This is a genomic window from Desulfallas thermosapovorans DSM 6562 (assembly GCF_008124625.1).
GTDB lineage: Bacteria > Bacillota > Desulfotomaculia > Desulfotomaculales > Desulfallaceae > Sporotomaculum > Sporotomaculum thermosapovorans.
The window spans coordinates 92,925-107,124 of the sequence record NZ_VNHM01000001.1; the positions used below are offsets into that span (position 1 = coordinate 92,925).

Below are 14,200 nucleotides of genomic sequence, written 5' to 3' on the forward strand. Positions count from 1 at the left end.
CCCATATATTTATTCCACCGGGATAAACTCTCCCTCTAGATGGGTAAGGCCAGATCCGGTAATGCGCAATGGCACCAGCTTACCAACCATGTCCTGTTTACCCCGAAAAACCACTATTTTATTGGTTCTTGTCCTAGCACTCATCAAATTAGCATTTGTTTTGCTTGGCCCTTCCACCAAGCACTCAAGTGTTTTTCCCACTTCCTTTTTGTTATTGCGTAAACTTATTTCATTTTGCAATGAAATGAGTTTTTCAATACGCTCCACTTTTATCTCATCAGGTATCTGGTCTTCCATACCTGCCGCAGGGGTGCCCTGCCTTTTGTTATATATGAAAGTAAAGGCACTGTCAAATTCAACTTTTCTTACAAGCTCCATTGTATCTGTAAAATCCGCGTCAGTTTCGCCGGGAAAACCAACCATTATATCCGTGGTTAATGAAACACCAGGCACGGCCGAACGTATTTTTTCAACTAATTCCAGATAGTATTCCCGTGTATATCCCCGGTTCATCTTTTTTAGAATATGGTTGCTACCGGCCTGCACGGGAAGGTGGATATGTTCACATACTTTATTTAAACGAGAAACTGTTGTCACCAGTTTATCACAAAAGTCCTTGGGATGAGAAGTCATATATCGTATCCTGCATAAATCTTTTATATCGTTTATCTTGACCAGTAAATCAGCGAAATCAACACCGTCTTTCAGGTCTTTACCATAAGAATTTACATTTTGGCCAAGCAATGTAATATCTTTATAGCCCCGCTGCACAAGTTCCTGAATTTCATTAATAATGTCTTCGGGCTGTCTGCTTTTTTCCCTCCCGCGCACGTAAGGTACTATACAATAAGTACAAAAATTATTGCACCCGTACATAATATTGACCCAGGCCCGTACTCCATGGAAACGCTTTTTGGATAATCCTTCGATTATTTCTTTTTTATCAGGCCAAATGTCTATAATTTGTTTTTTTTGCTCTTCTACCCGGTCTATCAATTCCGGCAACATATGTATATTATGGGTGCCAAATACAATATCTACATACTGGAAACGTTGTTTTATTCTTTTACCGATATGCACTTGCTGGCTCATACACCCGCCCATGGCGATAATTAGATGTGGCCTTTGTTTTTTTAGCTGGCCTAGCCTGCCTAAAAGACCGAATACTTTGTTTTCCGCCGTTTCCCGAACACAGCAAGTGTTAACAACAACGATATCGGCATCATACTGGTCTTCCGCGGATAAATACCCTTTATTCTCCAGCATGCCGGCAATCAATTCGGAGTCGTGCTCATTCATTTGGCAACCGAAGGTAATAATATAATACTTCTTCAATTTTTCACCATCTTTTTGTACAATTAATATCTGCTATTATAACACATATTTTTATTGGTAATACAAAAAAGGACGGTCGAATGGACCGCCCCCTTCATTGCTATTATCTACCTTTAAATTCGGGTTTTTTCTTATTTAGAAAAGATGAAATACCTTCATCTCTGTCTTCCGTGGCAAACACCACTCCAAAAAGGTCAGCCTCGTGCCTGAATGCTTTTTCCAGGTCCATCTCCAAACCTTCATTCACCGCTTCTTTGGTTAACTGTACCGCCACTGGACCACGGGAGGCAATACGTTTAGCCATGTTTTTACAAAAATCCATCAGTTCCCCGGTGGGCACCACATGGTTTACCAGTCCCATGCGTTGTGCGGCTTCGGCGTTATACATATCGGCAGTAAACAATATTTCCTTGGCTAGACCGGGATTAACCAACCTGGTTAACCGTTGAGTACCACCAAAACCAGCAATTAATCCAAGATTAACTTCCGGTTGGCCAAGTTTGGCGTTTTCTGCAGCAATGCGAATGTCGCAAGCCATGGACAGTTCACAACCTCCACCCAGAGCAAAACCGTTAATGGCAGCAATTACTGGCTTGGATAAGTTTTCAATCTTACTGAATACGTTCTGCCCCAACCGGGCAAACTTTCTGGCTTCCAAAGGCTTCAAAGTTTGCATGAAAGCTATGTCAGCACCTGCCACAAAGGCTTTATCTCCAGCGCCGGTGATAATGACCACCCGCACATCATCATCCTTTTCCAATTGATCCATAGCTGCATCTATTTCCTGCAATGTTTCCGCGTTTAAAGCATTAAGCACCTTGGGCCTGTTTATCGTCAATACAGCAATATCGTTATCTTTTTCCAACAAGATATTATTCCAAGCCATTAAAATCCCTCCTGGCAAGTTAATTATTTTTCGTATACATAAAAACCTCGACCGGATTTTCTACCTAGCCAGCCTGCCGCCACATATTTGCGCAACAGCGGGCAGGGACGATATTTACTGTCACCCAGACCATCATGTAATACTTCCATAATATAAAGGCAAGTATCAAGACCAATCAAGTCTGCCAAGGCCAACGGTCCCATGGGATGATTCATACCCAACTTCATAACCTGGTCAACCGCCTCGGGCGTGGCAATTCCTTCATAAACGCAATAAACAGCTTCGTTAATCATGGGTATCAATACGCGGTTACTCACAAAACCGGGAGCGTCATTTACCTCCACAGGTACTTTATTCATCCGCTCGCTCAATTCTTTTACCTTGTTAAATGTATCATCACTGGTGGCCAAGCCGCGAATGATTTCCACCAGTTTCATTACCGGCACAGGATTCATGAAATGCATGCCGATGACTTTTTCCGGGCGCTTGGTTACAGCGGCTATCTCAGTAATCGGTAAAGACGATGTGTTGCTGGCCAGAATAGCATGCTCGGGTGCGATTTCATCTAATTCGCGAAATATTTTTGCTTTTATCTCCATATTTTCAATGGCTGCTTCCACTACTATGTCTACATCCGTAGCATCTTGTAAGCTGGTGGACGGCTTAAAGCGTTTGAGGATTGCCTCTTTACCTGCCTCATCCAACCGGCCTTTGCTCACATCACGGCTAAGATTTTTCTCAATTACGCCCAAACCTCTGCTGACAAATTCATCTTTAATATCGTTCAGTACAACATCCAGTCCTGCCATGGCTGAAACTTGAGCTATACCTGAACCCATTTGCCCGGCGCCAATTACCATAATTTTTTTAATTTCCACAGTTATCCCTCCCAATTATTTATAAGTTTTTTTAATTAACCAGCTAAATATTTTCCACCACCAACGCGGTACCTTGCCCGCCACCGATACATAATGTGGCCAGGCCATATTTGCTTCCCCGGCGTTTCATTTCATGCAAAAGGCTAACCAGTATCCTGGTGCCGCTGCAGCCAATGGGGTGTCCAATGGCAATGGCACCGCCGTTGACGTTGGTTATATCCGCAGGCATTTCCAGTTCCCGCACCACTGCCAGTGCCTGGGCGGCAAATGCCTCGTTGGCCTCGATAAGATCCATATCCGCTATGGTGAGACCTGCCTTGGCCAGAGCCTTTTTACTGGCGGGAATCGGACCCAGTCCCATGTAGGCAGGATCAACCCCGGCGGAAGCCGTTGATCTAACAGTGAATAAAGGTTTTACCCCCAGTTCAACAGCTTTTTCAGCGGACATAACCACCACAGCAGCTGCCGCATCGTTAATTCCGGAAGCATTACCGGCCGTTACAGTACCGTCTTTTTTAAATGCAGGTTTTAACTTGGCCAGTACTTCAATGGTCGTACCCCGGCGGGGGAACTCATCGGTATCAAAGTAAACAGGATCTCCTTTTTTAGATGGCAGCTGCACCGGCAAAATCTCTTCTTTAAAACGTCCTTCATCAATGGCTGCAATGGCCCGTTGCTGGCTCCTGACCGCAAAAGCATCCTGTTCTTCCCTGGTAATACCGTACTTAGTAGCAATATTCTCTGCGGTTATGCCCATATGTACATCATTAAATGCACACCATAACCCGTCTCTAATCATAGCATCCACCAGCTTAGCATCACCCATGCGATAACCCCAGCGTCCTTTTTCCACCAGGTAAGGAGCTGCAGACATGTTCTCAATTCCCCCGGCCACTATAACATCAGCTTCACCGGCGGATACCAGTTGAGCAGCCAGGCCAACCGTTTTCAACCCGGATCCGCATACTTTGTTTAAAGTCCAAGCCGGTATCTCATGGGGAATGCCGGCCTTCACGGCTGCTTGACGGGCCGGGTTTTGTCCTAAACCAGCCTGTAAAACGTTACCCATGATTACCTCATCCACCTGGTTGGGCTCTATACCAGCTCTGCGCAGTGCCTCATTTATTACCAGTGCACCCATGTCCGCAGCGGGTATACCGGCCAGTGAACCACCGTACTTACCTACCGCTGTACGAACCGAACTGACAATAACAGCTTCACGCATAATTATTCTCTCCTTTCTAAACTTTCGTAATTACGCAAATAAGACAATAATTTTTTAACAATAAACGACATTGTTTGTGCATGATATTAATGCACTTCAATTAATTTTAAGCCGGCGAAAATGTTCCGCCGGCTTAAAAACAAAACATTTATTACAGGTTATTGCAAATAATGTGCCACTAGTTCTGCAATATCCTTAGTTTTTACATTCTCTGCTTGATCATGTTCTTTAAGACCGTCTTCAATCATAGTTAGGCAGAACGGGCAGTTAACAGCTATCACTTCCGGCTGGGTTTGTAAAGCCTGCTCCGTTCTCATTACGTTAATTCTGTTACCCAGCGTCTCTTCCAGCCACATTCTACCGCCGCCTGCACCACAGCAAAATGCCCTGTCTTTATTTCTAGACATTTCTACAAAAGAGGCACCTGGCAACTGTCCTATAATGCTACGAGGTGCATCGTATTCGCTGTTATAACGTCCAAGGTAGCAGGAATCGTGATAGGTCAGTTTAAATGAGTCACCGGCACCTTGTAAGTTCAACTTTTTATTCGCAATTAAGTTATTAATCAACTGAGTATGGTGAATGACTTCGTAATTACCGCCAAAGTTGGGGTATTCATTTTTTAAACTATTGAAACAGTGCGGACAGGCGGTAATAATTTTCTTAACTCCATATTCGTTGAATACTTCAATATTCTCTTCCACCAGGGATTGATATAAGTATTCGTTACCCAATCTGCGGGCCGAATCACCACAACATTTTTCCTCACTGCCTAAGACGGCAAAACTTATACCCGCAGCTTTAAGTATTTTAACCAACGCGGTGGTTACATTTTTAATCCGGTCATCAAATGAACCTGCACAGCCTACGAAGAGTAAATACTCAGCATCTTTATTGTCTTCCATGGTAGGCACATCAAGGTCATCAGCCCAATCCCCACGGTTGGACCAACCAACACCCCAGGGGTTGTAGTTTCGCTCCATATTGGTAAAAGCCAATTGAGCTTCACTGGGAAATTCACTGCGGTCCAGAACCAAATTGCGTCTCAAGTCAATGATTTTATTAATATGTTCGTTTAATTGCGGGCAGTGCTCCTGACAAGCATAACATGTAGTACAGGACCAAATGATATCTTCACTGATCACTTCACCGGCCAGTTCCGGTAAACTGGCTTCATCATTTGTTTCAGCGGCTGCATAGGCTTCTTTCAAATTGCCCGCGGCTTTAGTCTTACGGGGTAAATTATCTTTAAGAGCAGCTATCAACTTTTTGGGGGATAATGGCTTACCGCTTAGATAAGCCGGGCAGTTATCCTGACAGCGGCCGCACTCGGCACAAGCAAAACAATCCAGTAGCTGTTTCCAGGTATAGTCGGTAATTTTACTTACCCCGAAATTTTCTTCTTCTTCGTTTTCCAAATCCAAACTTTTAATGGATCCGCCCCGGGGCTGTAAATTACGCAGATATATATTTATGGGTGCCGCCAGCGGGTGCACCAGATGGGAGTAACGGAAAAAGACCAGCAGCCCAAAAGCCAGAATAACATGCATCCACCAAAAGACTTCATATATAACCTGACTACTTGATGGTGACATGCTGCTCCACATCGCTACCAGCATACCGGTTACAGGGGCCAGCACATAACGGTCTGCGCCGGCAGTTACGGCGTTTGCCCCGCTGGACACGAAATAACTTATAACTAGTAGAACAATTCCGGAAATTAAGCCGACAATAACCCTTTCCTCAGACCAGTCGCCCACTCCCAGGCGCGGCACTTTGGCAATATATCTACGATAGGCAGATACCAGCATACCAATGATAGCCACTAAACCAAAAACATCGACTAATAAGTAAAAATATGGATTACTCCCCAGAACCGGAATCATTAAGCCGGGAAACAATCCTTCCAACATTACTACAATTATACCAAGTGAAAAAATCACCAGACCCCAAAAGATACAAAGGTGCATTAAACCCGCCCCGGGCTCACGCATTAATCTTTTTTGCCCCAGTACTATACTAAGAGCTCCCAATAACCTCTGCCCGGGTTGGTCAAACCTATTTTCAGGCTTGGCCATAGCCAAAATTTCATACCGTTCTTTTATACCCATACCAAAAGAATACAAGCTATAAAGCAACAACACTATAAAAAGTAAAATTTTTAAAGTTAACATGTTGACCTTCACCTCGCCGATTATTTCGGCATTCCCGGGCTAATACCCGTTTTTGGCCAACACATAACCTCTTTTCCCTGTTTTCCCCATTTTTGAATAATGATAATTTTTTTGCAGCAGAGCAGCCCTTTAGACACTCTGCTGCAATTATTCATCTAAGCAAGCACTTTCTTTAATTCTTCCTTTAAAATAGGTACAACTTCGAAAAGGTCTCCAACGATACCATAGTCGGCCACTTTAAAAATGTTGGCCTCTTCATCTTTATTGATAGCCACGATGCATTTGGCAGAGCTCATACCGGCCAAATGCTGGATAGCCCCGGAAATACCACAGGCAATGTACAGTACAGGTGAAACAGTTTTACCGGTTTGTCCCACCTGGAAGCTATGGGGTACCCAACCTGCATCCACCGCAGCCCTGGAAGCACCTACGGCGGCACCCAGTACATCGGCTAACTCTTCTAAAATTTTAAAGTTTTCGGGTCCCTTCATACCCCGGCCACCGCTGACAATAATATCGGCTTCGGTAAGTTCCGGGCGTTCTGAAACCTGACGCACGATATCCTTAATAACCTGGCGAATATCACCGGCGTTGGCATCAACTTTAACCACTTCAGCCGCCTTGGGATTGGCCACAGCAGCAAACGTATTGGGGCGAATTGTTGCCATGACGGGCCTTGCTTCGGGGCAGGCAGCCTTAACGAAAACTTTGCCGGCATACAACGGGCGAGTAAAAATCAGCTGCCCATCGGCAATTTCCATACCTGTGCAGTCGGTCATCAAACCGGTTTGCAGACGCTGGGCCACCTGGGCAGCCAAATCGCGACCGGTTACCGTGCAACCAAGTAAAAAGGCACTGGGTTCATACTGTTTAATCAAATCAGCTACTACATTGGTGTAACCATCGGTGGTGTAATTTTCCAAAGCAGCATTATCTACAACATATACTTTATCTGCACCATATTCACCAAGGGATTCAGCTAATCCAGCCACATCTTTACCAACTAAAACCGCACACAACTCTTCTCCAAGCTGATCAGCTGCTTTACGACCTTCGGTTAACAATTCAAAAGTAACTTTTTTAACCTGTCCTCCAAGCTGTTCGGCAAAAACCCAAATTCCTTTCGCCATTAACTATTTCCCTCCTTCAAAAAATATGCTATTTGACTAGATAACCTTTGCTTCTTCGCGCAACAGCTTGGCAAGTTCTTGGGCGGCTTGGGCTGCTTCACCCGGAATTATTTTACCAGCTTGACGCGCTTCCGGCAGCGAGAAGGAGATTGCCTTTACTTTAGGAGCGACCTGGCTGTCATCCAAACCGGTATCTGCCAAAGTCATTTTTTTCATAGGCTTCTTCTTAGCTTTCATAATACCCTTCATGGAAGGATAACGAGGTTCATTTAAGCCTTTCTGAGCAGTAATCACTGCCGGCAGGGAAACTTCCACAACTTCACTGCCGCCTTCAATTTCACGGGTGGCCAGAGCTTTGCCGCCCTCAATTTCCAACTTGGTAACCACATTGACCACTGGAACATTTAAAATTTCCGCTACTCTGCCGGCCACCTGTGCCGAACCATCATCAATAGCCCTGAAACCGCCGAGAATGAGATCATATTCCATGTCGCCAATAACTTTGGCCAGGATGGTGGCGGTGGAGTATTCATCAATCTCCATGTCACCAACATCAACCAACACAGCATTATCTGCACCCATTGCCAAAGCCTGTCTCAGTGCATCCTGAGCTTGTTGGCCACCAATACTGATTACGGTAACTTCACCCTCACCTTTTTCTTTTATTCGCAGGGCTTCTTCCACAGCAAACTCATCGTAGGGGTTCATAATCATACTAACCCCTTTACGCTCTATTTTGCCGTTACTGTCCAGAGTGATTTTGGCCTCCGTGTCAAAGGTTTGCTTCAGGCAAACTAGGATTTTCATACGCTTCCTCCTTTGCTGATTAAGTGTAACTTAATACACCGGGTCCATTACTTGATTGACCTGGGTTTTGGGATGATGGCAATAGTGCAACTATTCGGAATGCTCGTGAGGGTGTGGTCTGATATCACTAATCAATCACAGCGGTTGCACACAGATTACAAGTGTAAACTGTAAGATACATGCCATCATTAATTATCATTCGTTATGAAAAATAAAAATCCTTTTTTTCTTCTTAACCGTGTTATAATATTTAAGAATAATTGCCATCACAATTACTAATAGTTGGCACTTAATTGTGTCCTTTTAGCAAATACATACATAATATAGCAAAATAATTGTTTCACCAAATGATAGCAATAAGAATGGGCGACTTTGCCGCCCTAAGGGTTACAATACAGCACATTTATTAATATCAAACCAATAACGCCTATTTTAAAATATTAGCCGCAATTACTATGCGCTGCACCTCACTGGTACCCTCGTAAATCTCTGTAATTTTAGCATCCCGCATCATGCGCTCCACCGGATACTCCCTGGTATAACCATAACCGCCGAAAATCTGTACCGCTTTGGTAGTCACCCACATGGCACATTCCGATGCGTATAATTTAGCCATGGCCGATTCTTTACTATATGGAAGACCTTTATCTTTTAGGTAAGCGGCCCTGTATACCAACAGCCTTGCCGCGTCTATCCGGGTAGCCATGTCAGCCATCATCCATTGTAAACCCTGGAAAGAACTTAGCGGTTTATTAAACTGTTCGCGTATTTTACTGTATTTAACTGCTTCGTCGAAAGCGCCCTGGGCAATACCCAATGCCTGAGCGGCTATACCTATCCGGCCGCCGTCGAGAGTCATTAAAGCTATTTTAAAGCCCTTGCCGTCCTCGCCAAGTAAATTTTCCTTGGGAATACGGCAATTCTCAAACACCAGCTCATATGTGGAAGAAGCCCTGATGCCCATTTTATGTTCTTTTTTACCAAAGGTAAAGCCAGGTGTACCCTTCTCCACAATAAAAGCTGCTGTTCCTCTACTTCCTTTTGATTTATCGGTACTGGCGATAACTACATAAATATCAGCCTTTTCGCCGTTGGTAATAAATATCTTGGTTCCGTTTAAAACATACTCGTCGCCATCAAGCACAGCAGTTGTCTTTACAGAACCGGCATCAGAACCAGCGGAGGGCTCAGTTAAACCCAAGGCTCCGATTTTTTCACCGCTGGCCAGCGGCACCAGATACTTTTGTTTCTGCTCCTCCGTACCAAATGCATATATTGGCCATGAACACAACGATGTGTGGGCGGAAACCAACACCCCCGTGGAAGCACATACCCGTGATAACTCCTCAACGGCGATGGCATAACAGACATTATCCATTCCCGCACCGCCATATTCCTCAGGGAAAGGTATACCGCTGAGGCCCATCTCGGCCATGTCATCCCATAGCTTCCAATCATACTCTTCGGCTTCATCCATGGGGCCTGCCTTGGGGGCAACTTCCTTTTCCGCAAAATCCCGTACCGTCTTACGGATCATTTCTTGTTCTTCACTTAATATAAATTCCACACCTATTCCTCCTTTTGTGTATGGAGACAAAACTTTATGGGCATAACCAGCTACTACTTATGCGCATACTTGCTAAGTTTTCACCAAGTTGTCCCCTTTTCAACTATTATCACGCAAGAAACATGCCAAACCTAATAAACAGAATAGTGCGGAAAAGTTAGCTCTACAAAACCTGTTATCCCACTCGAAAGGTTATCAAACCAACACATAACGGTTTATTGCAACACCAATCCTATTCCAAGATCGTTTATATGTCTACACACATGGACAAAAAAACGGCTACCACCTCTTTCATCTAATACCACACCCCAACATACTGATTGAACATTCAGTCAGTATGTTACTAATAAGTTATTTCATAATCGCATAGTCGTCAATAGTTTTTAAGTTATTTCCCGGTAAAAAATTTGGACGGGAGTAACACCCGTCCAGTATTTTTATTATTTTTTAACAGCAGCCCATTCTTTTTCACGCAATTCAATGCGTCTGATTTTACCACTTATGGTCTTGGGCAGGCTTTCAACGAATTCAATTTTCCGTGGATACTTATAAGGGGCGGTCACTTTTTTAACATGATCCTGCAATTCCTTGACCAATTCATCTGAAGCTGTATAACCGGGGGCAAGAATTACGAAAGCTTTAACCACTTCACCGCGAACCTCGTCCGGACTGGATACCACAGCCGACTCGGCAACAGCCGGGTGTTCAAGCAGCGCACTTTCCACTTCAAAAGGACCAATCCGGTAACCGGAAGCCAGTATTACGTCATCGGCCCGACCAACAAACCACAGGTAACCATCCTCATCTTTGATGGCGCGGTCACCGGTTATATACCAATCTCCCCGGTAGGATGACGCAGTTTTATCCGGATTTTTCCAATATTCTTTAAATAATCCCACTGGCCTTTCAGGTTTAACTTTAACAGCAATGTCGCCTTCTTTACCACGGGGTACTATGTTCCCCTCATCATCAATAACTTCCACCACAAAACCCGGACTGGGTTTACCCATGGAACCGGCCCGCACCTCCAGGCAAGGGAAGGATCCTGCTAAACATACGCTCTCAGTTTGCCCGTAACCGTCTCTGATCTTCAAACCGGTATGCTCTTCCCAGGTATCGATTATTTCCGGGTTCAACGGCTCCCCGGCCGCAACCACATGGCGTAATGACTTAAAGCTATACTGGGACAGATCCTCCAACACAAACATACGATATGCGGTAGGTGGCCCACACAATGTGGTAACGGGATATTTCTCCAAGTTTCTCAATGTCTTTTTAACGTCAAATCGCGGGGTATGGTGCACGAATAATGCCGCACCGCAACACCAGGGGCCAAAAAAGCTACTCCACGCTGCTTTGGCCCAACCGGTATCGGACAGGTTCCAGTGCAAATCATTCGGTGTTAAATCAAGCCAGTACTTACCTGTCACAATATGACCAATCGGATAACTGGCGTGGGTGTGCACAGTCATCTTGGGATACCCGGTGGTTCCGGAGGTAAAGTATAAAATGGCATTATCATCACTTTTGGTATTGACTGTTTCAAACTGGTCCGAAGCACTGCTTACAGCCTCTTCATAATTTGTCCAGCCCTCTTTTTTATCACCCACTAAAATAAAACTCTTGACACTGGGGCAATCTGCCCGCACTTCATCTACTTTTGGAGCGTTATCAGCATCGGTAATGATACAAACCGCTTCGGCGGAATCAAACCGGTATTTCAAATCCTTAGGCGTTAACTGAGTGGTACCGGGACTAATAACGGCACCCATGCGCAAACAAGCAATGTTTATCTCCCACCATTCAAGCAGTCTGGGCATTATTACCACAACAACATCGCCTTTTTTAACCCCTTGGCTGGCAAGGACATTACACAGTTGCCTGGATCTTTGACACAACTGGGCAAAGGTTTTCTTTACTTCATTATCATCATCGTCCACCCACCAAATGGCCAGCTTATCCTTGTCTTCAGCCCACTTATCCAGTACATCTCTGGCAAAATTATAATATTCAGGAACCTCCCATTTAAATTCCGCATACGTTTTTTCATAGTCCACCATATTATGCGTCTGGCTCATAAAATCCCCCTTCTTTGCTATATTAATGTATTTTTCCGATGCCAGAAAAAATGCTGTTTATAATTCTGCATTTTTCTTATTATTTGTTATTGCAAAAAATTAGCCACTTTTCTGACAAATACTTTTAGTGGCTTATATTTATTGCTTAAAGGCACTCAATGACGCCCAACCGGTTTTATCTATATCATATGGGGTAAAGCCATCGTCAACAAATAAAGACAGTGCCCGAACATTCAACACACTATGGCACCCACATCACCAGCGCGTGTTTTGACCAGTGTAAACAAGGGTTGATATGTTTTAAATACACACACTGCAGCGATACTTAAGCTGTTTCAATCCCAGCATCATCTTCCCTGCCCAATACCTTGGTGGCCGTCTCCCTTAGTTTATATTTTTGAATCTTTCCGCTGGCCGTGGCTGGGTACTCGTCAACAAACATAATAAAAGCCGGTATTTTATGGCGGGCAATCTTGTCTCTGCAATACTCTTTAATCTCGGTTTCATCGGCTGTTTCGCCGGCTTTCAACTGTATAAAGGCCACAACTTCTTCACCATATTTACGACTTGGCACCCCAACCACCTGGACATCTTTAATTTTGGGGTGAGTATATAGAAACTCCTCTATCTCACGGGGATATATATTCTCACCTCCGCGGATAATCATGTCTTTTAATCTACCGGTTATTTTACAGTAACCGTTTTCATCCATGACCGCCAAATCACCTGTATGCAACCATGAATCTCCGTCTATTGCCTGGGCGGTAGCATCAGGCATGTTATAATATCCCTTCATGACATGATATCCCCTGGTACATAGTTCACCCTGCACTCCTGGCGGCACTTCCTCGCCAGTTTCCGGGTTAACAATTTTCACTTCCACATTAGGCAGTGCCCTGCCCACCGTACTAACTCGCAGTTCAATGGGGTCAGTGGTTCTAGTCATGGTAATCCCGGGAGATGCTTCGGTTTGCCCGTAAGTAATGCATATTTCTCTGGCCCCCATTTTATTAACCACCGATTTCATTACTTCAATGGGACAGGGCGCACCAGCCATGACACCGGTACGCAGGGAGGAAGTATCATACTTATTTTTGTCCATTTCTTCCAATTCGGCTATAAACATGGTGGGCACGCCATGTACTGCAGTACATTTGTTTGCTTCAATGGTTTCCAGCACTTTTTTAGCATTAAATGTTTCCACCGGAGCCATAGTAGCACCAGTAACCACACAACACATCGTGCCTATTACACAACCGAAGCAGTGGAACAAGGGAACAGGAATACACAAAGAGTCTTTCGGGGAGAGCATCATACATTCCGCCATACTAACAGCATTACCGGAAATATTTGTGTGAGTAAGCATAACTCCCTTGGGAAAGCCTGTGGTACCGGAGGTGTACTGCATGTTAATTACTTCATCGGGCTGCAAAGAATCTTCCCGAGCCTTTAACTCTTCATCAGTTATTTGTTTACCCAATTCATACAGGTCGTTCCAATTATACATGCCGGGCATTTTTTCCTCGCCGATATAAATAACGTTCTTTAATTTTGGCAACCGAGCACTGTTTAATTGTCCAGGGGCACAACTGCTTAGCTCGGGACATAATTCGTACATAATGTCCGTATACTCATTTTGTCGTTTAACACCGTGTACAAGTATAATAGTAGTGGAATCTGATTGTTTTAATAAGTATTCCAATTCAAAGGAGCGATAGTTGGTATTAACAGTAACCAGAACAGCACCCATTTTGGCGCTGCCAAACTGAGCCAGAACCCATTCCGGCACATTATTGGCCCATATCGCAATATGGTCTCCTTTTTTTATGCCCATAGCCATGAGCCCTTTGGCCACCTGGTTGCAGACATCTCTAAATTCACGGTAATTGTATTTTATACCTCGATTTTGATAAACCAAAGCAAGATTGTCACCGAGCTCCTTAGCCATTAAATCAACAATTTGACCTATGGTAATTTTACCAATTTCCAACTGAGGTGCTTTCATTGGAGAGCCTCCTTATTTCATTAATAAATTACCGACAAACTAAGCAACAAAGAATAAAATGAATTATTCTATCTACCGGCAAAATCATTAAAGCTTAAACATTTTAAAATTTTTC

General features: G+C 44.1%; 10 protein-coding genes. All 10 read right to left on the reverse strand.

The window, feature by feature from the left end:
* Positions 1-9: 9 nt before the first annotated feature.
* A complete protein-coding gene (miaB, locus tag LX24_RS00460; protein ID WP_243131541.1) occupies positions 10-1,335 on the reverse strand; it encodes a tRNA (N6-isopentenyl adenosine(37)-C2)-methylthiotransferase MiaB in 1,326 nt (441 codons plus the stop codon).
* A gap of 103 nt (positions 1,336-1,438) precedes the next feature.
* Complete coding sequence (locus LX24_RS00465) at positions 1,439-2,221, reverse strand: enoyl-CoA hydratase-related protein (RefSeq protein WP_166510173.1); 783 nt, start codon at positions 2,219-2,221, stop codon at positions 1,439-1,441.
* Between the two features lie 23 nt (positions 2,222-2,244).
* Positions 2,245-3,093, reverse strand: coding sequence for a 3-hydroxybutyryl-CoA dehydrogenase (locus LX24_RS00470; protein ID WP_207706494.1), 849 nt, complete (start codon positions 3,091-3,093; stop codon positions 2,245-2,247).
* A gap of 49 nt (positions 3,094-3,142) precedes the next feature.
* The gene (locus tag LX24_RS00475) at positions 3,143-4,324 is read right to left on the reverse strand and encodes an acetyl-CoA C-acetyltransferase (RefSeq protein ID WP_166510175.1); all 1,182 of its coding nucleotides are present in this window, start codon (positions 4,322-4,324) and stop codon (positions 3,143-3,145) included.
* A gap of 158 nt (positions 4,325-4,482) precedes the next feature.
* Positions 4,483-6,498, reverse strand: a complete 2,016-nt coding sequence (locus LX24_RS00480; protein ID WP_166510176.1) for a heterodisulfide reductase-related iron-sulfur binding cluster — start codon at positions 6,496-6,498, stop codon at positions 4,483-4,485.
* Between the two features lie 155 nt (positions 6,499-6,653).
* On the reverse strand, positions 6,654-7,628 hold the full coding sequence (locus LX24_RS00485) for an electron transfer flavoprotein subunit alpha/FixB family protein (RefSeq protein ID WP_166510177.1): 975 nt from the start codon (positions 7,626-7,628) through the stop codon (positions 6,654-6,656).
* Positions 7,629-7,664: 36 nt separating this feature from the next.
* Positions 7,665-8,435 (reverse strand): electron transfer flavoprotein subunit beta/FixA family protein, encoded by a 771-nt coding sequence (locus LX24_RS00490; RefSeq protein WP_166510178.1) that lies wholly within the window; start codon positions 8,433-8,435, stop codon positions 7,665-7,667.
* A gap of 427 nt (positions 8,436-8,862) precedes the next feature.
* On the reverse strand, positions 8,863-10,002 hold the full coding sequence (locus tag LX24_RS00495; RefSeq protein WP_166510179.1) for an acyl-CoA dehydrogenase: 1,140 nt from the start codon (positions 10,000-10,002) through the stop codon (positions 8,863-8,865).
* Positions 10,003-10,442: 440 nt separating this feature from the next.
* The gene (locus LX24_RS00500) at positions 10,443-12,080 is read right to left on the reverse strand and encodes an AMP-binding protein (RefSeq protein WP_166510180.1); all 1,638 of its coding nucleotides are present in this window, start codon (positions 12,078-12,080) and stop codon (positions 10,443-10,445) included.
* A 325-nt stretch (positions 12,081-12,405) separates the two neighbouring features.
* Positions 12,406-14,085, reverse strand: a complete 1,680-nt coding sequence (locus tag LX24_RS00505) for an AMP-binding protein (protein ID WP_166510181.1) — start codon at positions 14,083-14,085, stop codon at positions 12,406-12,408.
* Positions 14,086-14,200: the final 115 nt, after the last annotated feature.

Excerpts from the sequence above, each read along its gene's own strand:
- LX24_RS00465 (WP_166510173.1), bottom strand. The coding sequence starts at position 2,221 with ATGGCTTGGAATAATATCTTGTTGGAAAAAGATAACGATATTGCTGTA.
- LX24_RS00475 (WP_166510175.1), bottom strand. The coding sequence starts at position 4,324 with ATGCGTGAAGCTGTTATTGTCAGTTCGGTTCGTACAGCGGTAGGTAAG.
- LX24_RS00480 (WP_166510176.1), bottom strand. The coding sequence starts at position 6,498 with ATGTTAACTTTAAAAATTTTACTTTTTATAGTGTTGTTGCTTTATAGC.
- LX24_RS00485 (WP_166510177.1), bottom strand. The coding sequence starts at position 7,628 with ATGGCGAAAGGAATTTGGGTTTTTGCCGAACAGCTTGGAGGACAGGTT.
- LX24_RS00490 (WP_166510178.1), bottom strand. The coding sequence starts at position 8,435 with ATGAAAATCCTAGTTTGCCTGAAGCAAACCTTTGACACGGAGGCCAAA.
- LX24_RS00500 (WP_166510180.1), bottom strand. The coding sequence starts at position 12,080 with ATGAGCCAGACGCATAATATGGTGGACTATGAAAAAACGTATGCGGAA.
- LX24_RS00505 (WP_166510181.1), bottom strand. The coding sequence starts at position 14,085 with ATGAAAGCACCTCAGTTGGAAATTGGTAAAATTACCATAGGTCAAATT.